This is a genomic window from Cronobacter universalis NCTC 9529 (assembly GCF_001277175.1).
Lineage (GTDB): Bacteria > Pseudomonadota > Gammaproteobacteria > Enterobacterales > Enterobacteriaceae > Cronobacter > Cronobacter universalis.
On sequence record NZ_CP012257.1, the window covers coordinates 1526360 to 1551244 of the forward strand.

22 protein-coding genes are annotated in these 24885 nt (G+C 56.5%); 16 read left to right on the forward strand and 6 right to left on the reverse strand.

What is annotated here, in order from left to right; genetic code table 11:
* Positions 1-14: 14 nt before the first annotated feature.
* From pflA to ycaO, 4 genes are all read right to left on the reverse strand, one after another.
* Positions 15-755: a pyruvate formate lyase 1-activating protein gene (pflA, locus tag AFK65_RS06955; protein ID WP_007707455.1), complete on the reverse strand. Its 741-nt coding sequence runs from the start codon at positions 753-755 to the stop codon at positions 15-17.
* Between the two features lie 195 nt (positions 756-950).
* Positions 951-3233, reverse strand: a complete 2283-nt coding sequence (gene pflB / locus AFK65_RS06960) for a formate C-acetyltransferase (RefSeq protein ID WP_007707457.1) — start codon at positions 3231-3233, stop codon at positions 951-953.
* A 51-nt stretch (positions 3234-3284) separates the two neighbouring features.
* Positions 3285-4142 carry a formate transporter FocA gene (gene focA, locus AFK65_RS06965; RefSeq protein WP_032804456.1) on the reverse strand — a complete coding sequence of 286 codons (858 nt, stop codon included), beginning with the start codon at positions 4140-4142 and terminating at the stop codon, positions 3285-3287.
* A 403-nt stretch (positions 4143-4545) separates the two neighbouring features.
* Complete coding sequence (ycaO, locus tag AFK65_RS06970; RefSeq protein ID WP_007707461.1) at positions 4546-6309, reverse strand: 30S ribosomal protein S12 methylthiotransferase accessory factor YcaO; 1764 nt, start codon at positions 6307-6309, stop codon at positions 4546-4548.
* A gap of 141 nt (positions 6310-6450) precedes the next feature.
* Here ycaO and AFK65_RS06975 point away from each other — a divergent pair, with 141 nt between their 5' ends.
* The 13 genes from AFK65_RS06975 to kdsB all read left to right on the forward strand — a co-directional run bounded on the left by AFK65_RS06975 (position 6451) and on the right by kdsB (position 21169).
* Positions 6451-7143, forward strand: a complete 693-nt coding sequence (locus AFK65_RS06975; protein WP_032805300.1) for a DUF421 domain-containing protein — start codon at positions 6451-6453, stop codon at positions 7141-7143.
* 162 nt (positions 7144-7305) lie between these two features.
* Entirely contained in the window at positions 7306-8391 is a 1086-nt protein-coding gene (serC, locus tag AFK65_RS06980; protein ID WP_007707471.1) for a 3-phosphoserine/phosphohydroxythreonine transaminase, read from the forward strand.
* A 68-nt stretch (positions 8392-8459) separates the two neighbouring features.
* Positions 8460-9746: a 3-phosphoshikimate 1-carboxyvinyltransferase gene (aroA, locus tag AFK65_RS06985; protein WP_007707474.1), complete on the forward strand. Its 1287-nt coding sequence runs from the start codon at positions 8460-8462 to the stop codon at positions 9744-9746.
* Positions 9747-9889: 143 nt separating this feature from the next.
* A complete protein-coding gene (loiP, locus tag AFK65_RS06990; protein WP_007707476.1) occupies positions 9890-10657 on the forward strand; it encodes a metalloprotease LoiP in 768 nt (255 codons plus the stop codon).
* A gap of 174 nt (positions 10658-10831) precedes the next feature.
* Complete coding sequence (gene cmk / locus AFK65_RS06995) at positions 10832-11518, forward strand: (d)CMP kinase (protein WP_007707479.1); 687 nt, start codon at positions 10832-10834, stop codon at positions 11516-11518.
* A gap of 111 nt (positions 11519-11629) precedes the next feature.
* Positions 11630-13303: a 30S ribosomal protein S1 gene (rpsA, locus tag AFK65_RS07000; protein WP_007707482.1), complete on the forward strand. Its 1674-nt coding sequence runs from the start codon at positions 11630-11632 to the stop codon at positions 13301-13303.
* Between the two features lie 114 nt (positions 13304-13417).
* A complete protein-coding gene (gene ihfB / locus AFK65_RS07005; RefSeq protein WP_004387353.1) occupies positions 13418-13702 on the forward strand; it encodes an integration host factor subunit beta in 285 nt (94 codons plus the stop codon).
* A 204-nt stretch (positions 13703-13906) separates the two neighbouring features.
* On the forward strand, positions 13907-16165 hold the full coding sequence (locus tag AFK65_RS07010) for a ComEC family protein (RefSeq protein WP_038857585.1): 2259 nt from the start codon (positions 13907-13909) through the stop codon (positions 16163-16165).
* A 36-nt stretch (positions 16166-16201) separates the two neighbouring features.
* Positions 16202-17950 carry a lipid A ABC transporter ATP-binding protein/permease MsbA gene (msbA, locus tag AFK65_RS07015; protein ID WP_007707486.1) on the forward strand — a complete coding sequence of 583 codons (1749 nt, stop codon included), beginning with the start codon at positions 16202-16204 and terminating at the stop codon, positions 17948-17950.
* On the forward strand, positions 17947-18924 hold the full coding sequence (gene lpxK, locus AFK65_RS07020; protein ID WP_038857583.1) for a tetraacyldisaccharide 4'-kinase: 978 nt from the start codon (positions 17947-17949) through the stop codon (positions 18922-18924). The genes msbA and lpxK overlap by 4 nt, the downstream gene beginning before the upstream one ends.
* 34 nt (positions 18925-18958) lie before the next feature.
* Positions 18959-20218, forward strand: a complete 1260-nt coding sequence (locus AFK65_RS07025) for a winged helix-turn-helix domain-containing protein (protein WP_032804461.1) — start codon at positions 18959-18961, stop codon at positions 20216-20218.
* Between the two features lie 25 nt (positions 20219-20243).
* On the forward strand, positions 20244-20426 hold the full coding sequence (ycaR, locus tag AFK65_RS07030) for a protein YcaR (RefSeq protein WP_007707496.1): 183 nt from the start codon (positions 20244-20246) through the stop codon (positions 20424-20426).
* Positions 20423-21169 (forward strand): 3-deoxy-manno-octulosonate cytidylyltransferase, encoded by a 747-nt coding sequence (gene kdsB / locus AFK65_RS07035; RefSeq protein ID WP_038857580.1) that lies wholly within the window; start codon positions 20423-20425, stop codon positions 21167-21169. The genes ycaR and kdsB overlap by 4 nt, the downstream gene beginning before the upstream one ends.
* Positions 21170-21194: 25 nt before the next feature.
* Here the strand turns inward: kdsB and AFK65_RS07040 are convergent, their stop codons facing one another.
* On the reverse strand, positions 21195-21683 hold the full coding sequence (locus AFK65_RS07040; protein ID WP_007707501.1) for an Lrp/AsnC family transcriptional regulator: 489 nt from the start codon (positions 21681-21683) through the stop codon (positions 21195-21197).
* 126 nt (positions 21684-21809) lie between these two features.
* On the opposite strand from AFK65_RS07040, the gene AFK65_RS07045 reads away from it, so the two are divergent.
* A complete protein-coding gene (locus tag AFK65_RS07045; protein WP_007707504.1) occupies positions 21810-22232 on the forward strand; it encodes a DUF2000 domain-containing protein in 423 nt (140 codons plus the stop codon).
* A gap of 91 nt (positions 22233-22323) precedes the next feature.
* The gene (locus AFK65_RS07050; RefSeq protein ID WP_007707508.1) at positions 22324-23217 is read left to right on the forward strand and encodes a YcbJ family phosphotransferase; all 894 of its coding nucleotides are present in this window, start codon (positions 22324-22326) and stop codon (positions 23215-23217) included.
* Here AFK65_RS07050 and elyC read toward each other — a convergent pair.
* Positions 23194-23973 (reverse strand): envelope biogenesis factor ElyC, encoded by a 780-nt coding sequence (gene elyC / locus AFK65_RS07055; protein WP_038857578.1) that lies wholly within the window; start codon positions 23971-23973, stop codon positions 23194-23196. The two genes, AFK65_RS07050 and elyC, sit on opposite strands and share 24 nt — an antisense overlap.
* Positions 23974-24105: 132 nt before the next feature.
* Here elyC and cmoM point away from each other — a divergent pair, with 132 nt between their 5' ends.
* Positions 24106-24885, forward strand: a complete 780-nt coding sequence (gene cmoM / locus AFK65_RS07060) for a tRNA uridine 5-oxyacetic acid(34) methyltransferase CmoM (RefSeq protein ID WP_007707513.1) — start codon at positions 24106-24108, stop codon at positions 24883-24885.

Below are 24885 nucleotides of genomic sequence, written 5' to 3' on the forward strand. Positions count from 1 at the left end.
TGCGGGCGTTGTTTTTAGTACATCACTTTGTGGCCGTACTGCTCAAGGATCCCTTTGACGCGCTCCATCGTTTCCTTTTTCGGTGGTTTCACGCCATCAAGCTTATATTCTTCACCCATCGCCACCCATTTATGTTTACCCAGCTCATGATAGGGCAGAAGCTCAATTTTCTCGACGTTGCCCATATCACGGGTAAATTCGCCCAGGCGATGTGCGGAATCATCATCATCAGACCAGCCAGGAACGACGACATAGCGGATCCAGGTTTTGATGCCTTTGGCTGAAATATATTTGGCGAACTCCAGCGTGCGGTGGTTGGATACGCCGACCAGATTCTGGTGGATGTCATCGTTCATCTGCTTGAGATCGAGCATCACCAGATCGGTGACTTCCAGCAGCTCATCGATCACCGGATCGTAGCGACGCACGAAACCGTTGGTATCAAGGCAGGTGTGAATGCCTTCTTTCTTACAGGCGCGGAACCAGTCACGCACGAACTCCGCTTGCAGTATCGCTTCGCCGCCGGACGCCGTCACGCCGCCGCCGGATGCATTCATAAAATGCCGGTAGGTCACCACCTCTTTCATCAGCTCTTCAACCGTGATCTCTTTGCCGCCATGCGTGTCCCAGGTGTCGCGGTTATGGCAATAGAGGCAGCGCATCAGGCAGCCCTGAAAGAAGGTGATAAAGCGGATCCCCGGCCCGTCGACGGTGCCACAGGATTCGTAGGAGTGAATGCGACCAATAACTGACATTGCGGTGTTATCTCCAGTTCTGGCCCGAAACAACGGGGCCGGGTGAGCGCGGTCTGTGCCGCGTCGAGTCTTTTTTGCGAGATAACTGAAGTATAGTCAGTCGCCTTGCAGAAAAGGCTCATACCGGGGTGGGTTATAAGAAAGGCCCCACAAACGTGGAGCCTTCATTTTACGCATTTTCAGTCAGAGCGGGTATTACATTGTCTGAGTGAAAGTACGGGTGATGACGTCCTGCTGCTGTTCTTTGGTCAGCGAGTTGAAGCGTACCGCGTAGCCAGACACGCGAATGGTCAGCTGCGGATATTTCTCAGGATGTTCCATCGCATCCAGCAGCATTTCACGGTTCATGACGTTCACGTTCAGGTGCTGACCGCCTTCGATGGACGCTTCATGATGGAAGTAACCATCCATCAGGCCCGCCAGGTTGGTTTTACGCACTTCGTCGTCTTTACCCAGCGCGTTCGGCACGATAGAGAAGGTGTAAGAGATACCATCTTTCGCGTAGGCGAACGGCAGTTTAGCGACGGAGGTCAGAGAAGCGACAGCGCCTTTCTGGTCGCGGCCGTGCATCGGGTTCGCACCCGGACCGAACGGTGCGCCAGCGCGACGACCATCCGGGGTGTTACCGGTTTTCTTACCATAAACCACGTTAGAGGTAATGGTCAGCACGGACTGGGTCGGGATAGCGTTGCGGTAGGTTTTCAGCTGCTGAATTTTCTTCATGAAGCGTTCAACCAGGTCAACCGCCAGGTCATCCACGCGAGCGTCGTTGTTACCGAACTGCGGGTATTCGCCTTCGATTTCGAAGTCGATGGCCAGACCGTCTTCATCGCGAATCGGTTTCACTTTCGCGTATTTAATGGCGGACAGGGAGTCGGCCGCAACGGACAGACCTGCGATACCACACGCCATGGTGCGGATAACGTCGCGATCGTGCAGCGCCATCAGCGAAGCTTCGTAGCTGTATTTATCATGCATGTAGTGGATGATGTTCAGGGCGGTGACGTACTGTTTCGCCAGCCAGTCCATGAAGTGATCCATACGTTCCATGACTTCGTCGAAGTTCAGCAGATCGCCTTTGATCGGTTCAGATTTCGGGCCTACCTGCATTTTCAGTTTTTCATCAACGCCGCCGTTGATAGCGTACAGCATGGTTTTCGCGAGGTTAGCGCGAGCGCCGAAGAACTGCATTTGCTTACCAACCACCATCGGGCTTACGCAGCACGCGATAGCGTAGTCGTCGTTGTTGAAGTCCGGACGCATCAGGTCATCGTTCTCGTACTGCAGAGAAGAGGTGTCGATGGAAACTTTCGCCGCGAATTTTTTGAAGTTCAGCGGCAGTTTTTCGGACCACAGGATAGTGATGTTCGGCTCCGGAGACGGCCCCATGGTGTACAGGGTGTTCAGGAAGCGGAAGCTGTTTTTAGTCACCAGCGTACGGCCGTCAACGCCCATACCGCCAACGGATTCGGTCGCCCAAATCGGGTCGCCGGAGAACAGCTCATCATATTCCGGCGTACGCAGGAAGCGCACCATACGCAGTTTCATGACCAGGTGGTCGATCAGTTCCTGGGCTTCCTGCTCGTTGAGTTTGCCGGCTTTCAGGTCGCGTTCGATGTACACGTCAAGGAACGTGGAGACGCGGCCGAAGGACATGGCAGCGCCGTTCTGGGATTTCACCGCAGCCAGGTAGCCGAAGTAAGTCCACTGTACGGCTTCCTGCGCGTTAGTCGCCGGACCAGAAATATCGCAGCCATATTTCGCTGCCATCTCTTTGATCTGACCCAGCGCGCGGTGCTGTTCAGCAATCTCTTCGCGCAGACGAATAGTCGCTTCCAGGTTTACGCCGTTTTCCAGATCCTGCTGCAGAGAGACAAACTGCGCATATTTGTCTTTCATCAGGAAGTCGATACCGTACAGCGCAACGCGGCGGTAGTCGCCGATGATACGGCCACGGCCGTAAGCATCCGGCAGACCGGTCAGCACGCCGGATTTACGGCAGTTCAGGATGTCTTTGGTGTAAACGTCGAATACGCCCTGGTTATGGGTTTTACGGTATTCTGTGAAGATTTTTTTCAGTTGCGGATCCAGTTCGCGGTTATACGCTTTGCAGGAACCTTCAACCATTTTGATGCCGCCAAACGGGATAATGGCGCGTTTCAGCGGAGCTTCAGTCTGCAGGCCAACAATTTTCTCAAGAGATTTGTTGATATAACCTGCGTCATGCGAGGTGATGGTGGACGCCACGGAAGTGTCGAAGTCTACTGGCGCATGAGTGCGGTTCTCCAGTTTGACGCCTTCCATAACTTTGTCCCACAGGGTAGTGGTGGCTTCAGTTGCGCCAGCCAGGAAGGATTCGTCACCCTCGTATGGCGTGTAGTTTTTCTGGATAAAGTCGCGGACGTTGACTTCATTCTGCCAGTCGCCTTTCGCAAAACCTTCCCAGGCTGTGGCTAACTTTTCATTAAGCTCGGACATGTAACACCTACCTTCTTAAGTGGATTTTTTATTTACTGCCTGGAACAACTATCAGCGATGGTCGTCGCCACGCAGGTAAATGACCCAGTATGTCAATCCGACAAGTAACCCCCCACCGATAATATTACCAATCGTTACCGGTATCAGGTTATCGATGATGAAATTCATCACGGTCAGATGAGAAAATTGGTCTGGCGAAGCGTGGATCGCGCTCCAGAACTCCGGGCTGCCAAAGTGACGAATCACTATCCCCATCGGGATCATAAACATGTTGGCGATACTGTGTTCGAAACCGCTGGCCACAAACATGCCGACCGGCAGAATCATAATAAAGGCCTTATCGATAAGGCTGCGTCCTGAGTAACTCATCCAGACGGCCAGACAGACCATCAGGTTAGCCAGGATGCCGAGGCAAACCGCCTCAATAAAGGTATGTTCAACTTTATGCGACGCGGTCTGGAGGACATTAAGCCCCCAGCCGCCATTGGCGGTCATATACTCGCCAGAAAGCCACATCAGTAAAACAAAGAGCAGAGCGCCTATCAGGTTGCCGATATAAACATTCACCCAGTTACGCGTCAGTTGACCCCAGGTGATGCGACCGCTGGCTTTAGCGACCACAATCAGCACCGTTGAGGTAAAAAGATCGGCGCCGCAAATGACGCAAAGAATCAGGCCGAGTGAGAAACAGATACCGCCAATCAGTTTGGTAATGCCGAAAGGCATCGCGGCAGCGCCGGTGGTGGCGGTGATATAGAAAACGAAAGCAATAGAGATAAATACGCCAGCCGTAATTGCCAGATAAAACGTCTTTAACGGATGTTTCGTGGCTTTGTAAACACCCGCTTCTTCGGCGACTTTGGCCATAGCAGCGGGGAGTAAGGAGTCAAAAGGGTTGTCAGCTTTCACACTAACTCTCTCTTTATTTATTCGGCGAGTTGATACTAACAAAGCATGATGCAGTGAAATTTGATATGGATCATATCTCGCCAGGTTTGCAGGACTGAAAGGTGTCTGGTTTTTACGCAGTTTCAGCTTAACGTTTTGATTATCCAATAAAAAATAAATTTTAAAAATTATTAAAAGTGTTGAAAAAAAGCGGTTTGCCTCTCCCCATAAAGTGTTAATCAATATGAATTATTGGCTAAAAAAAGTAACAATCAAGCCGGGTGGATATAATTCATATTCACCAGTAATTAACTCAATATTCACAATTTATTTTTTAGCCAGACAAATAAAAACGGGGCCGTAAACGTGCCCCGTCATATTTGCTAAACATAAGTGTGAAGCAGGTCAATTGATATGCGTTATATCAATTTCCCTGCCAAAACCTGGCTTTAGCGCGCTGAAGCTTCTCATAGGCTGCCAGCAGCGACTGATGCGCCGTGAAGGCTTGCAGGTCGGCGTCAACCGGCTGGAGGCCATAGAAGGGCGCTTCGCCACTAATGGCCGCGCTGGCGGCTTCGACCGCTTCTGCGCCATACATACGAACAAAGGCATTCAGGTATTGCAGCGGCTCGCGCTCCTCTTCCTGCGCCAGCAGCAGCAGCGTCTGCAGGCAGCGATAGTAATTGGCGCGTTCAGCGCTGAAGACCGACGCGTTAAATTCCATGGTCCATTCGGTCCAGATCAGCGCCTGATCCAGATCGCCGCCTGCCAGCGCCAGCATCGCTTTCAGCTCGCCGATGCGCAGGGTATACCAGCCGTTATCTTTACCGGTCGCAAGACCCAGCAGCTCGCGCACGCGCGTAAAATCGTCATGGCCTTCTTCGTCCAGTTGGGCGATAAGGTTGAGATAATCTTCTTTCTCCCACTCGCTGCCCGGCAGGGCCAGCAGGGTTTCACGCAGATGGCTGCCCATGCTGTTGTTGGCGAGCAGCAGATCTTCCGCCGGGTAGATATCAGACATGCCCGGTACCAGAATACGGCAGGCGTAAACGCCCAGATGCTCGTAATCGGCGATATAGACTTCTTTATCTTCGGCCTTGAAAATCGCCATCAGGGTGGCGAACTCTTCTTCCGTGGTGCCGGCGAAGCTCCAGTCCACAAACGGGTAATCGGCGTCCTGCTTGAACATATCCCAGGAGATCAGACCGCTGGAGTCGATGAAGTGCGTCTCCAGGTTCGCGTGCTCAGCCACTTCTTCGTCATCGAAGGTCGGCGGCGTAAACACGTCGAGATCTTTCAGGCCGCGACCCTGCAGCAGTTCGGTGACGGTACGCTCCAGCGCCACGCCGAAATCAGGGTGCGCGCCGAAAGAGGCAAAGCAGGTGCCGTTGGCCGGGTTAAACAGCACGACGCAGATAACCGGGTACTGGCCGCCCAGCGAGCCGTCGTAAGCGAAAATCGGGAAGCCTTCCGCTTCAAGCGTATTGATAGCTTCCACCACGCCCGGGTAGCGCGCCAGCACCTCCTGCGGGATCTCCGGCAGGCTGATGCTCTCGGCAATAATGCGGTTTTTAATATGGCGCTCAAATACTTCCGACAGCCCCTGAACGCGGGCTTCGTTGCGGGTGTTGCCTGCTGACATGCCGTTAGACACATACAAGTTGCCCACAATATTCATCGGAATATAAACCGTTTGCTCGTCCGACTGACGGGTAAACGGCAGGGCGCAGATGCCGCGCGCTTCATTGCCGGACTGCAGGTCAATCAGCATGCTGGCGGTCAGCTCGTTCTCCGGATCGTAAAACGCGCGCAGGCGGGCATCGAGAATGCCTTCCGGCAGCTCGTCGCTCTGCGGGATCGGGAACCATTTTTCGTTCGGGTAATGCACGAACGGGCCGTTCGCGATCGTATCGCCCAGCCAGAAATCGGCGAAGAAATAGTTGGTGGACAGACGCTCAAAATATTCGCCCAGCGCGGAAGCCAGCGCGGCTTTTTTGGTGGCGCCTTTACCGTTGGTAAAGCACAGCGCGCACTCTTTATCGCGAATATGCACGGACCAGACGTTCGGCACCGGGTTCAGCCAGGAGGCCTCTTCGATATTAAAGCCCAGATCGGTGAGTTTCTGCTGGAAGCGAGCGATGGAGTCTTCCAGAGCGGCATCTTTGCCGGGGATGAAGGTTTGAGTCATGGGATCCACTTTTGTCGTACGCAAAGCGCGCAATGATACGGATTTTAGCCCTTCTGCGCCATCGTCCCGCCCGACGCGGCAAAAATAAATCTTGCGACTATGCTTAATGAAGATAACTCCCTGTTATGGCGTAAGAAAAATATGAAAGCTTTCGATTTGCAACGGATGGCGCTTGACAAGTTTCCGCTGGAATTTCTGGGTGAAGTCGCGCTGCGCAGCCTTTACACCTTTATTCTGGTCTTTCTGTTTCTCAAAATTACCGGGCGACGCGGCGTGCGTCAGATGTCGCTCTTTGAAGTACTGATTATCCTGACGCTCGGCTCCGCGGCGGGGGACGTGGCGTTTTATGACGACGTGCCGCTGCTGCCGGTGCTGGTGGTTTTCGTCACGCTTGGCGTGCTCTACCGACTGGTAATGTGGCTGATGTCCTGCAGCGAAAAGCTGGAGGATCTGCTGGAGGGTAAACCGCGCATCATTATTGAAGATGGCGAACTGGCCTGGGAAAAACTCAACCGCGAGAACATGACGGAGTTTGAGTTCTTTATGGAGCTTCGCACCAAAGGCGTGGAACACCTGGGCCAGGTGCGGCTCGCCATCCTTGAGGCCAACGGTCAGATAAGCGTCTACTACTTTCCCGATAAACTGGTGCGCCCTGGCCTGTCGATTCTGCCGGAGTATTGCAGCGAGCGTTTTGAACACATTCCGGAAACCGGCGATTACGCCTGTATTCGCTGTAGCGAAGTGGTGACGTTTAACGCAGGCGTCAAACCGTCCTGCCCGCGCTGCAAAAACCATATATGGGTGAAGGCAAGCACCGCGACCCGCGTCACCTGACAGCCAATTCCACCGCCAGCGGGCGCTGCGCTGGCGGATTGTGTTGTGTGATTTGGCGCACATTCCCCCCGGCGCCAGGATTAGCCGTTGCAGCCCTGTCAACGGAATGATAAAACCGATAGCCACAGGAAAAACTTATTGCTTTTAGCGTGGTGAGGGGAAATGGCTCAGGTCTACAATTTTAGTTCTGGCCCGGCAATGCTGCCGGCGGATGTGTTACGAGTGGCTCAGGAAGAGTTACGTGACTGGCAGGGGTTAGGCACCTCTGTGATGGAGATAAGCCACCGCAGCAAAGAGTTTATTCAGGTGGCTGAACAGGCGGAACAGGATTTTCGCGATCTGCTGGAGATCCCCTCGAATTATAAAGTTTTATTCTGCCACGGCGGCGGACGCGGGCAGTTCTCCGCGCTTCCGCTGAACCTGCTGGGCGACAAAACCACCGCAGACTACGTCGATGGCGGCTACTGGGCGGCAAGCGCTGTTAAAGAAGCCAAAAAATACCTGACGCCGAATGTGATCGACGCGAAAATCACCGTTGATGGTAAACGCGCCATCAAGCCGATGAGCGAATGGCAGCTCTCGGCGGATGCCGCTTACGTGCACTACTGCCCGAACGAAACCATCGACGGTATCGCGATTAACGATACGCCTGATTTTGGCGACGCCATCGTTACCGCCGATTTCTCCTCCACCATTCTTTCTCACCCGATTGACGTCAGCCGTTATGGCGTCATCTACGCGGGCGCGCAGAAAAACATCGGCCCTGCGGGCCTGACGCTGGTTATCGTGCGCGAGGATCTCCTCGGCAAGGCGCATGTCGCTTGCCCGTCGGTGCTGGACTACAGCGTGCTGAGCGAGAACGACTCTATGTTCAACACGCCGCCGACGTATGCCTGGTATCTGTCGGGCCTGGTCTTCAAATGGCTCAAAACCAAAGGCGGCGTGGCGGCGATGGATAAGATCAACCAGCAAAAAGCGGATCTGCTCTACGGCGTGATTGATAACAGCGATTTCTACCGCAACGATGTGGCGGCCGCTAACCGCTCGCGCATGAACGTGCCGTTCCAGCTTGCCGACAGCAATCTGGATAAGCTGTTCCTTGAAGAAGCTTTTGCCGCCGGCCTGCACGCGCTGAAAGGCCACCGCGTGGTAGGCGGCATGCGCGCCTCTATTTACAACGCGATGCCGCTCGAAGGGGTAAAAGCCCTGACCGACTTTATGGTGGATTTCGAACGCCGCCACGGCTAATCCTTCCGTTACGTTTCGCCCCGCGGCTGGCCGCGGGGTTTTTATTCTGTTTTATTGAGACTTTTTCCATGCAGGAATCCCTGACCTTACAACCCATCGCGCGCGTGGATGGCACCATCAACCTCCCAGGCTCCAAGAGCGTTTCCAACCGGGCGCTGCTGCTGGCGGCGCTGGCGAAAGGCACCACCACGCTCACCAACCTGTTAGACAGCGATGATGTGCGCCACATGCTCAATGCGCTGAAAGCGCTCGGCGTTACTTATTCGCTTTCAGACGATCGCACCCGCTGTGAAATTCAGGGGCAGGGCGGGCCGTTCAATACGCTCGTTGAACTGGAGCTGTTTTTAGGCAACGCGGGCACCGCGATGCGTCCGCTGGCGGCGGCGCTGAGCCTTGGCACCAATAATGTGGTGCTGACCGGCGAGCCGCGCATGAAAGAGCGCCCGATTGGGCATCTGGTGGACGCGCTGCGTCAGGGCGGCGCGGACATCACTTATCTGGAGCAGGAAAACTATCCGCCGCTGCATCTGAAAGGCGGGTTCGCAGGCGGCAACGTGGCCGTTGACGGCAGCGTATCCAGTCAGTTTCTGACCGCGCTGTTAATGGCCGCTCCGCTGGCACCGGGCAACACCGCCATTGATATCAAAGGCGAGCTGGTATCAAAGCCCTATATTGATATTACGCTGCACCTGATGAAAACCTTCGGGGTTGAGGTAGAAAACCAGAACTACCAGCGCTTCGTTATCCAGGGCGGCCAGCAGTATCAGTCTCCTGGACACTATCTGGTGGAGGGCGACGCGTCTTCCGCTTCTTATTTCCTTGCCGCGGCGGCCATTAAAGGCGGTACCGTGAAGGTCACCGGTATCGGGCGCAACAGCGTGCAGGGCGATATTCGCTTCGCCGACGTGCTGGAGAAAATGGGCGCGCAAATCACCTGGGGCGACGACTTCATCAGTTGCACCCGCGGCGAGCTGAACGCGATTGATATGGATATGAACCATATTCCCGACGCGGCGATGACCATCGCCACCGCCGCGCTGTTCGCTCAGGGCACGACGACGCTTCGCAATATCTACAACTGGCGTGTGAAGGAAACAGACCGCCTGGCGGCGATGGCGACCGAATTGCGCAAAGTCGGCGCCACGGTCGAAGAGGGGCATGACTTCATCACCGTAACGCCGCCTGCGCAGTTGCAGTTTGCGGACATCGGCACGTATAACGATCACCGCATGGCGATGTGCTTCTCGCTGGTGGCGCTTTCCGATACGCCGGTCACAATCCTCGACCCGAAATGCACCGCGAAAACCTTCCCTGATTACTTCACGCAGCTGGCGCGCATCAGCCATCCCGCCTGATCCTGCTATCGCCCCGTATCACAAGTACGGGGCGTCGGGTAGCCGTTATTTTTCGGATAAGCGCCCATGTTTCAATAATGTTAATCTGCCGCCGGGTTAATTGACCCGCGGCTTTTTTACGTTGAATCCATGGACGATTTATTATGAAAAACAATAAAGTACTTTTAAGCTGCCTCGTTGCGGCAGCGCTGGTGTCTGGCTGTAAAAATATGGGCGCGCTTAACGGCGACGCGCTGGCGAAATCCGGTATGTCTGCGTATCAGGCCGCCACGCTCAGCGATGCGGACGTTAAAAAGCTGTCCGATCAGGCGTGCGCAGAAATGGACAAGCAAAACCCGGTTGTGCCGGCGTCCAGCAAATACACTAAGCGTCTGAATAAAATTGCAAAAGCGCTCGGCAATAATATCAACGGCACGCCGGTTAACTACAAGGTTTACCAGACCCCGGAAGTCAACGCCTGGGCGATGGCGAACGGCTGCATCCGCGTTTACAGCGGTCTGATGGACATGATGACCGACAACGAAGTGGAAGCGGTGCTGGGCCATGAAATGGGCCATGTCGCCTTAGGCCATACCCGTAAAGCTATGCAGACTGCTTACGCGACCGTCGCGGCGCGCGATGCGGTAGCCGCCTCCAGCGCCGTAGGCGCGCAGCTGTCTGAGTCTGAACTGGGCGAAATGGCGCAGGGCGTTATCAACTCCGCGTTCTCCCGCAGCCAGGAGTCCGATGCAGACGACTTCTCCTACGATCTGCTGAAAAAACGTAACATCAGCACCAAAGGCCTCGTGACCAGCTTTGAGAAACTGGCGAAACTGGATGCCGGCTCTGAGAAATCGATGTTTGATTCTCACCCGCCTTCAGCGGAACGCGCTCAGCACATCCGCGATCGCATCGCTGCAGACAAGAAATAATCCTGCTCACCCGGACCAGCAGCGCGCCGGTCCGGGCATCTGCGCCCACTTCTTCTACACTCAGCCACAATGGCGGCGATATTTTGCCGGAAAGATAACAGTCTGCGGTGATGAAGCGTATAATGCGCCGCGTTCACGTTGCAGGCCTGCCATTTGTTATTGAAGGAGAAAAAGATGACGGCATCCGTCCCGGTAATCACAATCGATGGCCCAAGCGGCGCAGGCAAAGGCACGCTCTGTAAAGCGATGGCTGAAACCCTGCAATGGCATTTGCTGGATTCCGGCGCCATCTATCGGGTTCTCGCGCTGGCCGCCCTGCATCATCATGTCGATGTCGCCTCTGAAGAAGCGCTCGTTCCGCTGGCCGCGCATCTCGATGTGCGATTCGTCGCGCAACAGGGCGAGCTGGAAGTGATCCTGGAAGGCGAAGACGTCAGCGCCGAGATCCGCACGCAGGAGGTGGCGAACGCCGCCTCGCAGATCGCCGCGTTCCCGCGCGTGCGCGAAGCGCTGTTGCGCCGTCAGCGCGCGTTTCGTGAAGCCCCCGGCCTGATAGCCGACGGTCGTGACATGGGAACCGTGGTTTTCCCTGATGCGCCAGTGAAAATTTTCCTTGAAGCCTCCTCGGAAGAACGCGCCCATCGCCGCATGCTACAGTTGCAGGAAAAGGGCTTTAGTGTTAACTTTGAACGCCTTTTGGCCGAGATAAAAGAGCGCGACGACCGCGATCGTAACCGGCCGGTAGCGCCATTAGTGCCTGCGCACGATGCTCTGGTGCTGGATTCCACCAGCCTTAGCATCGAAGAGGTGATTGAAAAGGCGCTCGATTACGCCCGTGAAAAACTGGCGCTCGCGAAGTAACGCGACCGAATTTGCAGTACCCCCGTTGCAATGGAGTGACAGCGGGTATGTGAAACAACCCCACCCAGCATGATGCCAGGTGGACGTTAATTTAAAACCTGAAGATTAAACATGACTGAATCTTTTGCTCAACTCTTTGAAGAATCCCTGAAAGAAATCGAAACCCGCCCGGGTTCTATCGTTCGTGGCGTTGTTGTTGCTATCGACAAAGACGTAGTACTGGTTGACGCCGGTCTGAAATCTGAGTCCGCCATTCCGGCAGAGCAGTTCAAAAACGCCCAGGGCGAACTGGAAATCCAGGTTGGTGACGAAGTTGACGTTGCTCTGGATGCAGTAGAAGACGGTTTCGGCGAAACCCTGCTGTCTCGTGAGAAAGCTAAACGTCACGAAGCGTGGCTGATGCTGGAAAAAGCTTACGAAGAAGCGGCGACCGTTACTGGTGTTATCAATGGCAAAGTCAAGGGCGGCTTCACTGTTGAGCTGAACGGTATTCGTGCGTTCCTGCCGGGTTCCCTGGTAGACGTGCGTCCGGTTCGTGACACTCTGCACCTCGAAGGCAAAGAGCTTGAATTCAAAGTAATCAAGCTGGATCAGAAGCGCAACAACGTTGTTGTTTCTCGTCGTGCCGTTATCGAATCTGAAAACAGCGCAGAGCGCGATCAGCTGCTGGAAAACCTGCAGGAAGGCATGGAAGTTAAAGGTATCGTTAAGAACCTCACTGACTACGGTGCATTCGTTGATCTGGGCGGCGTAGACGGCCTGCTGCACATCACTGATATGGCCTGGAAACGCGTTAAGCATCCGAGCGAAATCGTGAACGTGGGCGACGAAATCACTGTTAAAGTGCTGAAGTTCGACCGCGAGCGTACCCGTGTCTCCCTGGGCCTGAAACAGCTGGGCGAAGATCCGTGGGTAGCTATCGCTAAACGTTACCCGGAAGGCACCCGCCTGACTGGTCGCGTAACCAACCTGACCGACTACGGCTGCTTCGTTGAAATCGAAGAAGGCGTTGAAGGCCTGGTACACGTTTCCGAAATGGACTGGACCAACAAAAACATCCATCCGTCCAAAGTCGTTAACGTTGGTGACGTGGTAGAAGTTATGGTTCTGGATATCGATGAAGAACGTCGTCGTATCTCCCTGGGCCTGAAACAGTGCAAATCCAACCCGTGGCAGCAGTTCGCTGAGACCCACAACAAAGGCGATCGCGTTGAAGGTAAAATCAAGTCTATCACTGACTTCGGTATCTTCATCGGCCTGGACGGCGGCATCGACGGTCTGGTTCACCTGTCTGACATCTCCTGGAACGTGGCTGGCGAAGAAGCCGTTCGCGAGTACAAAAAAGGCGACGAAATCGCTGCCGTTGTACTGCAGGTTGACGCAGAGCGTGAGCGTATCTCCCTGGGCGTTAAACAGCTCGCAGAAGATCCGTTCAACAACTACGTTGCGCTGAACAAGAAAGGTGCAATCGTTACTGGTAAAGTAACCGCAGTTGACGCGAAAGGTGCTACAGTTGAATTAGCAGACGGCGTTGAAGGCTACCTGCGCGCTTCTGAAGCTTCCCGTGACCGCGTAGAAGACGCGACGCTGGTTCTGAGCGTTGGCGACGACGTTGAAGCTAAATTCACCGGCGTTGATCGTAAGAACCGCGTAGTAAGCCTGTCTGTTCGTGCGAAAGACGAAGCTGACGAGAAAGATGCAATCGCTTCTGTTAACAACAAACAGGAAGAAGGCAACTTCTCTAACGCAATGGCTGAAGCGTTCAAAGCAGCTAAAGGCGAGTAATTGCCTTGACAGATTACAGGTTCCGGCCTGTAATCAGACACTAAGGGCGGCTTTGGCCGCCCTTGTTCGATGATAGCTGTAAGACAATTTTCCTGAATGGAAACCGGAGGAAACATGACCAAGTCAGAATTAATCGAAAGACTTGCAAGCCAGCACTCACATATCCCGGCGAAAGCGGTGGAAGATGCGGTTAAAGAGATGCTGGAACATATGGCCTCTACTCTTGCCCAGGGCGAGCGTATTGAAATCCGGGGTTTCGGCAGTTTCTCCTTACACTATCGCGCACCACGCACCGGGCGTAACCCGAAAACAGGTGATAAAGTCGAGCTGGAAGGTAAATACGTTCCGCACTTTAAACCGGGTAAAGAACTACGCGACCGCGCCAATATTTACGGCTGAGTTTTATGACTCAACCTTGCAGAGAACGGTACCTTCGGGTGCCGTTTTTTGTTCCCGCCATACCCTTTCGCGAGCCGCCTCGATACTTTTCCTGCAATGATTGCAACGCTATAAATTCCTTTCTGCACATCTCGTAAACCCGCCAGTCTCCGCCTGACAACGCTGCTTTCCAGCCGCACACTCCTTCGTAACAAGGAGGTGCTTGTGATCCCGTTGCCCGCGCTGAGCCTGTGCGTCATAGCAGGGCTTTCCCCGCTGCTGTTTTTACCTGCGCTGTCGTCTGTCCCGCAGATAGCCGCGCTTACGCTCATATCGTCGCTGGCGCTTCTTCTGCGATGCCGTGCCGTGCGGTTTGCCGCACTGACGCTGCTCTTCCTCTGCTGGGGGCTGCTGGCCGCCCATCAGCTCACGCTGCCGTCTGCCTTACTCACAGGAAAAACACGGCAAGTGGAGGCGCTTATTAACGCTACCGACGGCGCGACGGAACACCAGATTACTATCATGCGGGTAAACGGCGAGCGGCGCTTTCCGGCGCCTGGCGCCGTACTGCGGGACGCTTATTTACCGCAAAAGGTATGCGCTGGTCAGCGCTGGTTGATGACGCTACGGCTGCGGCCCGTTCATGGTCAGCTCAACGAAGGCGGGTTCGACAGCCAGCGTTATGCCCTGTCTCAGCATCAGCCGCTGAGCGGGCGCGTTGTAGCTGCGCAGTTGCTTCATGATGAGTGTAGCTTTCGGGCGCGTTATCTGGCCTCTTTCAGCCAGCACATGGCGCCATTCAGCTGGCGTCCGGTCATTCTGGCGCTCGGTTTCGGCGAGCGCGTCGCGCTGACGGAGGAGGTTAAAAGACTGCTGCGGGAAACCGGCACCGCGCATTTAATGGCAATTTCAGGATTACACATCGGCTTTGCAGGCACGCTGGGATGGGGGCTGGCGCGTTTGCTGCAACTGTTACTGCCCGCGCGACGGGTGGGTTACCGGTTTCCCTTACTGGCGATGCTGGGCACGGCGGCGCTCTATACGTGGCTTTCCGGGAGTAACCCGCCTGCGATCAGAACGCTGGTCGCCATTTCGGCCTGGTGCGCGCTGCGCCTCTGCGGCAGACAGTGGACGCCCTGGCAGGTCTGGGTGTGCTGCGTGGCGGCTATCCTCTTCTCTGATCCTGTGGCGATATTAGCGGAAAGCCTCTGGCTCTCCGCTTTCGCTGTGGCCGCGCTGATTTTCTGGTATCAGTGGGTGCCGTTGCGTGCAGAAGGGAAGTGGCGCCCACTGAAAAGCCTGCTGCATTTGCAATGCGGTATGACGCTTCTGCTGCTGCCGCTTCAGCTCGTGCTGTTTCATGGCATCAGCCTGACCTCCCTGCTGGCGAATCTGATGGCGGTGCCTGTTATCACTTTCATCGTCGTTCCGCTGGTGCTGGCGGGCATGATATTGGATCTGGCGCAGCTGACATGGCTGGAGCAGGGCGCGGGGCTGTTGGCCGACAGGGTGCTGGCGTCGCTTTTCTGGCTACTGCGGGAACTTCCTCCTGGATGGCTGAATCTCGACCAACGCTATCAGTGGCTCACGCTCGCGCCGTGGCTTGCGGTTATTGCGTGGCGAGGAGGCTGGCATCGTGTCTCACCGGCGACCTGCTGTATCTCACTGGGGTTGTTAACGTGGCCGTTCTGGCAAAAATCGGCGGATGAGGGGTGGCGGCTCCATATGCTGGATATCGGGCATGGTCTCGCCATCGTCATTGAACGCCACGGTAAGGCCATCCTGTATGACAGCGGTAATGCCTGGGAGGGCAGCGACAGTGCGCTGCGAACGATAATTCCCTGGCTGCGATGGCATCATCTTAAACCTGAAGGCATCATCATCAGCCACGAGCACCTCGATCACCGCGGCGGTCTGGAGAGCCTGACGCGCGCGTGGCCTGATATGTGGATCCGCAGTTCGCTTCACTGGGCCGGCCACGTTTCTTGCGTGAAGGGCACACGCTGGCGCTGGCAGGGGCTGCTCTTTACCGTTCACTGGCCGCCTGCAAATTATAATGAGCAAGGCAATAACCGCTCCTGCGTCGTGAAAGTAAATGACGGTGAGCACAGCGTCCTGCTGACGGGCGATATTGAAGCCCCCGCAGAGTTGGCTATGCTCAAAAAACAGTGGCGACAGGTGCAGGCGGATATTCTCCAGGTGCCTCACCACGGCAGCCGTACTTCATCAACGCCAACGCTGTTATCGGTGGTGAATGGCAAAGCGGCGCTGGCATCGGCGTCGCGCTACAACGCCTGGCGATTACCCTCGGCGAAAGTGGTGAAACGCTATCAGGAACACCATTACCAGTGGTTTGATACGGCACACGCCGGGCAGCTTTCTGTCTCATTTTCGCCAGGGCAATGGAAAATCGAGGGGTTAAGGAAACAGATTTCGCCCCGCTGGTATCATGAGTGGTTTGGCTCACCTGCTGAATACAGGTAGAATATGCGGCTATTTCAACGAAAGCTGGTTTTTTGAATGCATAACGATAAAGATCTCTCCACGTGGCAGACCTTCCGCCGACTCTGGCCGGTGATTGCGCCCTTTAAAACGGGTCTGATTGTGGCTGGGGTAGCGTTAATACTCAACGCAGCCAGCGATACCTATATGCTATCGCTACTTAAACCGTTACTGGATGATGGTTTCGGTAAAACCGACCGCTCAGTGCTGCTATGGATGCCGCTGGTGGTCATCGGGCTGATGGTGCTTCGTGGTATCACCAGCTACGTTTCCAGTTATTGCATCTCCTGGGTTTCCGGGAAAGTCGTCATGACGATGCGCCGCCGCTTGTTTAATCATATGATGGGGATGCCTGTCTCTTTCTTTGATAAACAATCGACTGGTACGCTGCTCTCCCGTATTACCTACGATTCCGAGCAGGTCGCGTCGTCCTCTTCCAGCGCGCTCATTACCGTCGTGCGTGAAGGGGCGTCGATCATCGGTCTGTTCATCATGATGTTTTACTACAGCTGGCAGCTTTCGCTGATTCTGATAGTACTGGCGCCCATCGTGTCGATTGCGATCCGCGTCGTGTCGAAACGCTTTCGCAGCATCAGTAAAAACATGCAGAACACCATGGGGCAGGTGACGACCAGCGCCGAGCAGATGCTTAAAGGCCATAAAGAAGTGCTCATTTTTGGCGGTCAGGAGGTTGAGGGCGAACGCTTCGCGAAAGTCAGCAACAAGATGCGTCTGCAGGGCATGAAAATGGTCTCGGCCTCATCCATTTCCGACCCGATTATTCAGCTGATTGCGTCTCTGGCGCTGGCGTTTGTGCTGTACGCGGCAAGCTTCCCGAGCGTCATGCAAACCCTGACGGCAGGCACTATCACCGTCGTATTCTCCTCCATGATTGCGCTGATGCGCCCGCTGAAATCGCTCACTAACGTAAACGCGCAGTTCCAGCGCGGGATGGCGGCTTGTCAGACTCTGTTCGCTATTCTGGACAGCGAGCAGGAGAAAGATGAAGGCACGCGTGTTGTTGAGCGCGCCCAGGGAAATCTCGAATTCCGTGATGTCACCTTCACTTATCCGGGCCGTGAAATTCCGGCGCTGCGCGATATCAACCTGTCTATCCCTGCCGGGAAGACGGTCGCGCTGGTGGGGCGTTCGGGTTCCGGCAAATCGACGCTCGCAAGCCTTATCACGCGCTTTTACGATATCGACAGCGGCGAGATCCTGCTGGACGGCCACGATCTGCGCGAATACACGCTCTCATCGCTGCGTAACCAGGTCGCGCTCGTCTCCCAGAACGTGCATCTGTTTAATGACACGATCGCGAACAACATTGCGTACGCGCGCACGGATGTCTACAGCCGTGAAGCGATCGAGAAAGCCGCCCGTATGGCTTATGCGATGGACTTTATCAATAAGATGGATAACGGCCTGGATACGGTCATTGGCGAAAACGGCGTACTGCTTTCCGGCGGGCAGCGTCAGCGTATCGCGATTGCCCGCGCGCTGCTGCGCGACAGCCCGATCCTTATCCTTGATGAGGCGACTTCGGCGCTGGATACCGAGTCAGAACGCGCTATCCAGGCGGCGCTGGATGAACTGCAAAAGAACCGCACGTCGCTGGTTATCGCGCATCGTCTCTCCACTATCGAGCAGGCGGACGAAATTGTGGTTATCGAAGATGGACGCATCGTGGAGCGCGGCAATCATGCTGAACTTCTGGAACAGCATGGCGTCTATGCGCAGCTTCATAAGATGCAGTTTGGTCAATGATTGAGCGCATCTGGTCCGGCCGTTCGCCATTATGGGTGCTCCTGCTGCCGCTCTCCTGGCTGTACGGCCTGGTCAGCGGCGCTGTCCGACTGAGCTATCAACTGGGCTTACGTAAAGCCTGGCGCGCGCCGGTACCCGTGGTCGTGGTGGGGAATCTTACCGCAGGCGGTAACGGGAAAACGCCGGTCGTGGTCTGGCTGGTTGAGCAACTGCACCAGCGGGGCGTGCGCGCCGGCGTGGTGTCGCGCGGTTACGGCGGGAAAGCGGCGCATTATCCGCTCGTGCTTAGCGACGCCACTACCCCCGCGGAGGCGGGCGACGAGCCGGTGCTTATTTACCAGCGTACCGGCGCGCCCGTCGCGGTCTCGGCGAACCGCGCGCAAGCGGTTCAGGCGCTGATTGATCATGCTGGCCCACAAATCATCATTACCGATGACGGTCTGCAGCACTACGCGCTGGCGCGGGATAAAGAAATTGTCGTGATCGATGGCGTGCGCCGTTTCGGCAACGGCTGGTGGCTCCCGGCAGGCCCGATGCGCGAGCGCGCATCCAGGCTTAAGCAGGTCGATGCCGTCATTACGAACGGCGGAGAGGCGCGGCCTGGCGAAATTGCCATGCAGTTACAGCCAGGGCTCGCGGTTAATCTGCGCAGCGGCGAAAGGCGTGCAGTCAACACGCTGGAGAATGTGGTCGCGATGGCAGGCATCGGTCATCCGCCGCGCTTTTTCGCCACGCTTGAGAAATGCGGCCTGACGCCGGTAAAAACGGTAAGTCTTGCCGATCATCAGGCATTGCGCGAAGCCGATGTGCTGGCGCTGATGCGCGAAGGCCAGACTCTGCTGATGACGGAAAAAGACGCGGTGAAATGTCGCGCCTTCGCCCATGACGACTGGTGGTATCTGCCGGTCGACGCGACGCTTGCGCAGCCGCAAGCCGATCAATTACTGAAGGAAATTCTCGCGCTGGTGCGTTAAGCAGGTGCGCCAGCCATAGCGGACGGGAGCGGATATGTCTGGAGTGCATCTTTCGTTGCGCGCGGCGCGCCACCTTCACCTTGCCGCGCAGGGGCTGCTGAAAAAGCCGACGCGGCGCGCGCGTCCTGCCGATATTCTTAGCACCATCACTCGCATGTCTCTCCTGCAAATCGACACGATCAATATCGTGGCCCGCAGTCCGTATCTGGTGCTTTTCAGCCGTCTCGGCAGCTATCCGGGGCGCTGGCTTGATGAGGCGCTGGCCCGCTGCGAACTGATGGAGTACTGGGCGCACGAAGCCTGTTTTCTGCCGCGCAGCGATTTCCCGCTCTTTCGCCACCGTATGCTCAGCCCTGAAAAGATGGGCTGGAAATACCGGGCCGCGTGGATGGAAGAACACGCGCAGGAAATCGGCGAACTGATGGCGTTTATCGAGCGTAACGGCCCGGTACGTTCGGCGGATTTTGAGCATCCGCGTAAAGGCGCCAGCGGCTGGTGGGAATGGAAGCCCCATAAAAAACATCTCGAAGGGCTGTTTACCGCAGGGCAGGTGATGGTGGTGGAGCGGCGCAACTTTCAGCGCGTCTACGATCTCACCACCAGGGTTTTGCCCGACTGGGACGACAGCCTGCATCTGATTGACCAGGCGCAGGCTGAGGGGCAGATGCTCGCCAACAGCGCCCGCAGTCTGGGGATCTTTCGCAGCGCCTGGCTTGCCGATTACTACCGGCTGCGCCATGTCGCCATCGGGCCGCTACTGCAGGCGTGGCAGGATGAAGGATTTGTGGTGCCAGTTGAGGTTGAGACGCTCGGGCCGATGTGGCTGCATCATGAACTCGCGCCGCTGCTGGAGCAGGCCGTGGCAGGCAAACTCACCGCCACCCACAGCGCGGTCCTTTCGCCATTCGACCCGGTGGTCTGGGATCGCCGCCGCGCGGAAGAGCTCTTTAACTTCTCCTATCGCCTTGAATGTTACACGCCAGCGCCAAAGCGCAAATATGGCTATTTCGTTCTGCCGTTATTGCACAAAGGCGCGCTGGCGGGAAGGATGGATGCCAAAATGCACCGCCGGCAAGGCGTTCTGGAGATCATGGCGCTGTACGCAGAAGAGGGCGTCTCGTTCACAGCAGGGGTTATCGCCGGTCTGCGGCAGGCTATTGGCGATTTCGCCGCCTGGCAGGGCGCAAGGCGGGTGGTTTTCCGCCAGTTGCCCGGCCCGCTTGCGCAGGCGTGGGGCGAAGGCTGGGAAATTGACCCCGCGCCGGAAACGCATGTGATATCCTCAAAAGATTAATACCACCGGTCCATCAGGAGGAACCATGGATCATCGTTTACTCGAAATCATCGCCTGTCCGGTTTGCAACGGCAAACTCTACTTCAATCAGGAAAAGCAGGAGCTTATCTGCAAGGCCGACCGTCTCGCTTTCCCGCTGCGCGACGGCATTCCGGTGCTGCTGGAAACGGAAGCCCGCTCGCTTGCTGCCGAAGAGACTAACCCATGAGTTTCGTGGTCATTATTCCGGCCCGCTACGCGTCGACGCGTCTGCCGGGCAAACCGCTGGTCGATATCAACGGCAAGCCGATGATCGTGCATGTGCTGGAGCGCGCGCGTGAATCGGGGGCGGCGCGCATCATCGTGGCAACCGATCACCCGGACGTCGCCCGCGCGATTGAAGCGGCAGGCGGCGAGGTCTGCATGACCCGCGCCGATCATCAGTCCGGTACGGAACGTCTGGCGGAAGTTGTGGAGAAGTGCGGTTTCGATGACGACACGGTGATTGTCAACGTTCAGGGCGACGAGCCGATGATCCCGCCGGCGATTATTCGTCAGGTGGCGGAAAACCTGGCGGGCGCCCAGGCAGGAATGGCGACGCTGGCGGTGCCGGTCCATGACGCCCAGGAAGCGTTCAACCCGAACGCCGTGAAAGTGGTAATGGATGCGCAGGGTTACGCGCTCTACTTCTCACGCGCCACGATCCCCTGGGATCGCGACCGTTTCGCGCAGTCGCGCGATACTATCGGCGACAGCTTCCTGCGCCATATCGGCATCTATGGCTACCGCGCCGGGTTTATCCGCCGCTATGTCACCTGGCCCGCCAGCCCGCTTGAGCAGATTGAAATGCTGGAGCAGTTGCGCGTTCTGTGGCACGGCGAGAAAATCCATGTGGCCGTTGCCGCCGTGGTGCCTGGCACCGGCGTGGATACGCCCGACGATCTTGAGCGCGTACGCGCCGAAATGCGTTAACAGAAAACCGGCCCAGGCCGGTTTTTTAATGGCGCCCGGCAGGCGAGCTCACCGGCAGCGTCTGGAACGGTTTGATCTCTTTTAGCACGAACATACTCTGCATCTCTTTAATGCCCGGCAGGCGGCGCAGCACCGACATGGCGAACTCCGCATAGGCGTCGAGATCGCGCGACACCACCTGCAACAGGAAGTCGGCGTCCCCGCCAATGCTGTAACAGGCCACCACGTTTTCCAGCTCCATTACCTCTTGTTCAAAGCGCCGCGCCTGGGCTTCACTGTGGCTGTCGATACTGACGCGCACGAAAACCATCACGCCAAGCCCGATTTTGCGGCGGTCCAGCGCGGCGTGATAGCCGAGGATCACTTTATCTTCTTCCAGCTTTTTCACTTTACGCCAGCAGGGCGAGGGCGAGAGATTAACGGCCTCCGCCAGAGCCTGATTAGTGGTTCGCGCATCCTGCTGCAACAGCGTCAGCAGGGTGATATCAGCGGACGTCAGCGTATCATAAGACATTATTTTTCTCATTTAGGGTTTTAAAGGGTAATTTTACCCTTTTACCGCGCATTGTGGTGCAAGAAAGGTCATTTTTCTCCGCCGTTGTCGGGCAGACTTACTGCATCAACTGACAGGGAGAAAAACATGCAATTCGATACCAGCCTGCATAAATGCACCATCGTCGTCGATCGCGCGCTCACGCCAGGGCTTGCCATGAACGCCGCGAGCGTACTGGGCGTTTGTCTTGGAAGGCAGGTGGAAGGATTAGTCGGGCCCGATCTGTTAAGCCTGGACGGCGTCACCTATCCGGGCGTGATCCGCGCGCCGCTGCCGGTGCTGCTCGGCGAGGGCAACACGCTGTTAAGCCTGTTTAGCGCCGCGCAGAACGATCCGCAGATCCTGGTATTGCCCTTCAGCGCGCTGGCGCAATCGTGCAAAACCTGGGAGGAGTATGAACGGCGGCTGGCGGGCGCCAGCAGCGCGGAGACCGAGCTGGCGGCGCTGGCGCTCGTCGGCCCTAAAAAACTGATAGCCCGTCTGACGGGCAATCTGCCGCTTTATCGTTAATGCAAACTGGCGAGGAATTGATCTCAACAGATGACATCTGCCGCAAGGACGCCCATTATAAAAACAGTAGCGTTTATAAGGGTAACGGCAAATGGAGCAACTGCGTGCGGAACTCAGTCATCTGTTAGGTGAAAAACTCAGTCGGCTTGAATGCATCAGCGAAAAAGCGGATACGGCGCTCTGGTCGCTCTACGACAGCCACGGCAATCCGATGCCGTTGCTGGCGCGGAGTTTCACCTCGCCGGGGCTTGCGCAGCAGCAGGCCGGGAAAATGTCGATACTGGCGCGTTACGGCACGGTGCGACTGCCGGTGGTATACGGGGTGATGACCCACGAGGAGCATCCTGGGCCGGATGTGCTGCTGATGGAGCGCCTGCGGGGCGTTCCGGTAGAAGCGCCCGCCCGCACGCCGCAGCGCTGGGAACAGCTTCAGGATCAGATAATCGAAGCGTTGCTGAGCTGGCATCGCGTTGACAGCCACGGCTGCGTGGGCAGCGTCGACAGCACCCAGGAGAATCTCTGGCCGCACTGGTATCGCCAGCGTGTCGAAGTGCTCTGGAGCACGCTCAATCAGTATCAGAATACCGGCCTGACGATGCAGGACAAACGGATGCTGTTTCGCACCCGTGAATGCCTGGAAGAGATGTTCGCCGGGTTTAATGACAACTGCGTGCTGATCCACGGCAACTTTAACCTGCGCAGTATGCTGAAAGATGCGCGCAGCGATCAGCTGCTGGCGATGGTCAACCCCGGTATTGTGCTGTGGGCGCCGCGCGAGTATGAGCTTTTCCGCCTGTTCGACACGCCGCTTGCCGAAAGCCTCTTCTGGCGGTACATCCAGCGCGCGCCGGTGGCGGAATCGTTCCTCTGGCGCCGCTGGCTCTATGTGCTGTGGGATGAAGTGGCGCAGCTTTTACAAACCGGGAAAATGAACCGCGCCGCGTTTACCACGGCGTCGGAATCACTTCTGCCCTGGGTCGCCTGAGCCCACGCCCTTAACCCACTGCCAGGCGCGGCCGAGCAGTTCATAGCCGGCGCGTTCGCTGTGCATCAGCCACAGCGAGGAGGGATACACGCGCTCCCACGGATTCAGCGGCGAGTCGATCGCCATCTGGTTGGCGGGCGCCGGGATCGGGTTCAGCCCCTGACGCTTAAAGAAAATCATCGCGCGCGGCAGATGCGACGCCGACGTCACCAGTAAAAACGGCTGTTTGCCGAGCGCCGCGGCGACCGCCGCGGCTTCTTCTTCGGTATCTTTCGGCGTATCGAGCGTGATGATATCGCTGCGCGGCACGCCTAAGCTTTCGGCCACGCGGGCGCCCGCTTCCGCTGTGCTGACCGGATTAGTCGTGGCGCGCGCGCCGGTAAAGACCATTTTCGCGCCAGGATTCGCCAGCCACAGACGCACGCCTTCGGTTACGCGCGGCAGGCTGTTATTGACCAGATTTGAGCTCGGCGCCCATTTGTCATTCCACGTATAACCGCCGCCCAGCACCACGATGTAATCCGCTCTCTGGCCGTTCCAGGTCGGGTAGTCATCTTCTACGGGTTTCAGCAGGCCATCCGCCACCGGTTGCAGGCTTAACAGCAGCAATACCAGCCAGCTGGCGGTCATTAAAACCTTGCCGCTTTTCTTAAATCGCGTGAACCACAGCAGCGCAAGCGCGATGCCCATCATCAGCAGCAGAAACGGCAGCGGCAGCAGCAGCGTGCCGGTGAGTTTTTTCAGAATAAAAAGCATCGGTTATGGGTCCTTTTTTAACCATACGGCAGGTAAACGCGGCCTATCTTACGCGAGATGGGTTCATTCTCCCTCCGGCTGTGACAAAATAGCGGTTTTGCCGGATGCGCTTATCACCTGGAGAGTGTGCCCATGCGGGATCGCAATTTTGACGACATCGCCGAAAAGTTTGCGCGCAACATTTACGGTACAACAAAAGGCCAGTTGCGTCAGGCTATCCTCTGGCAGGATCTCGACGCGTTGTTAAGCCTGTTGCCTGACCGCCCGCTGCGCGTGCTGGATGCTGGCGGCGGGGAAGGCCAAACCGCGTGCCGCATCGCGGAGCGGGGTCATCAGGTGGTGCTGTGCGATCTCTCCGCGGAAATGATAGCCCGCGCCAGTAAAGCGGCGCAGGAGAAAGGTGTGAGCGGCAACATGCATTTTGTACAATGCGCCGCGCAGGAGGCAGGTCAGCATTTGGAAAGCCCGGTTGATCTGATATTGTTTCACGCTGTGCTGGAATGGGTGGCCGATCCGCAGGCGGCGCTGCGCCATTTATGGCAATGTCTGGCGCCGGGCGGCGCGCTCTCGCTGATGTTCTACAACGCCAATGGCCTTCTGATGCATAACATGGTGGCGGGTAATTTCGCCTATGTGCAGCAGGGGATGCCCAAAAAGAAAAAACGCACCCTTTCGCCGGACTACCCGCGCGAGCCGCAGCAGGTCTACCGCTGGCTTGAAGAGATGGGCTGGCGGATCCACAGCAAAACCGGCGTGCGGGTATTTCATGACTATCTGCGTGAAAAACATCAGCAGCGCGACGAGTATGAGACGCTGCTTGAGCTTGAAACGCGTTACTGCCGACAGGAGCCCTGGGTGAGCCTGGGCCGATACATCCATGTCACTGCGTTTAAGCCGGAGATCCAAGGATAA

Bases quoted from the DNA above. Each gene is read 5' to 3' on its own strand.
- pflA (WP_007707455.1), bottom strand. From the start codon at position 755: ATGTCAGTTATTGGTCGCATTCACTCCTACGAATCCTGTGGCACCGTC.
- pflB (WP_007707457.1), bottom strand. From the start codon at position 3,233: ATGTCCGAGCTTAATGAAAAGTTAGCCACAGCCTGGGAAGGTTTTGCG.
- ycaO (WP_007707461.1), bottom strand. From the start codon at position 6,309: ATGACTCAAACCTTCATCCCCGGCAAAGATGCCGCTCTGGAAGACTCC.
- AFK65_RS06975 (WP_032805300.1), top strand. From the start codon at position 6,451: ATGAAAGCTTTCGATTTGCAACGGATGGCGCTTGACAAGTTTCCGCTG.
- serC (WP_007707471.1), top strand. From the start codon at position 7,306: ATGGCTCAGGTCTACAATTTTAGTTCTGGCCCGGCAATGCTGCCGGCG.
- aroA (WP_007707474.1), top strand. From the start codon at position 8,460: ATGCAGGAATCCCTGACCTTACAACCCATCGCGCGCGTGGATGGCACC.
- loiP (WP_007707476.1), top strand. From the start codon at position 9,890: ATGAAAAACAATAAAGTACTTTTAAGCTGCCTCGTTGCGGCAGCGCTG.
- cmk (WP_007707479.1), top strand. From the start codon at position 10,832: ATGACGGCATCCGTCCCGGTAATCACAATCGATGGCCCAAGCGGCGCA.
- rpsA (WP_007707482.1), top strand. From the start codon at position 11,630: ATGACTGAATCTTTTGCTCAACTCTTTGAAGAATCCCTGAAAGAAATC.
- ihfB (WP_004387353.1), top strand. From the start codon at position 13,418: ATGACCAAGTCAGAATTAATCGAAAGACTTGCAAGCCAGCACTCACAT.
- msbA (WP_007707486.1), top strand. From the start codon at position 16,202: ATGCATAACGATAAAGATCTCTCCACGTGGCAGACCTTCCGCCGACTC.
- lpxK (WP_038857583.1), top strand. From the start codon at position 17,947: ATGATTGAGCGCATCTGGTCCGGCCGTTCGCCATTATGGGTGCTCCTG.
- AFK65_RS07025 (WP_032804461.1), top strand. From the start codon at position 18,959: ATGTCTGGAGTGCATCTTTCGTTGCGCGCGGCGCGCCACCTTCACCTT.
- ycaR (WP_007707496.1), top strand. From the start codon at position 20,244: ATGGATCATCGTTTACTCGAAATCATCGCCTGTCCGGTTTGCAACGGC.
- kdsB (WP_038857580.1), top strand. From the start codon at position 20,423: ATGAGTTTCGTGGTCATTATTCCGGCCCGCTACGCGTCGACGCGTCTG.
- AFK65_RS07040 (WP_007707501.1), bottom strand. From the start codon at position 21,683: ATGTCTTATGATACGCTGACGTCCGCTGATATCACCCTGCTGACGCTG.
- AFK65_RS07045 (WP_007707504.1), top strand. From the start codon at position 21,810: ATGCAATTCGATACCAGCCTGCATAAATGCACCATCGTCGTCGATCGC.
- AFK65_RS07050 (WP_007707508.1), top strand. From the start codon at position 22,324: ATGGAGCAACTGCGTGCGGAACTCAGTCATCTGTTAGGTGAAAAACTC.
- elyC (WP_038857578.1), bottom strand. From the start codon at position 23,973: ATGCTTTTTATTCTGAAAAAACTCACCGGCACGCTGCTGCTGCCGCTG.
- cmoM (WP_007707513.1), top strand. From the start codon at position 24,106: ATGCGGGATCGCAATTTTGACGACATCGCCGAAAAGTTTGCGCGCAAC.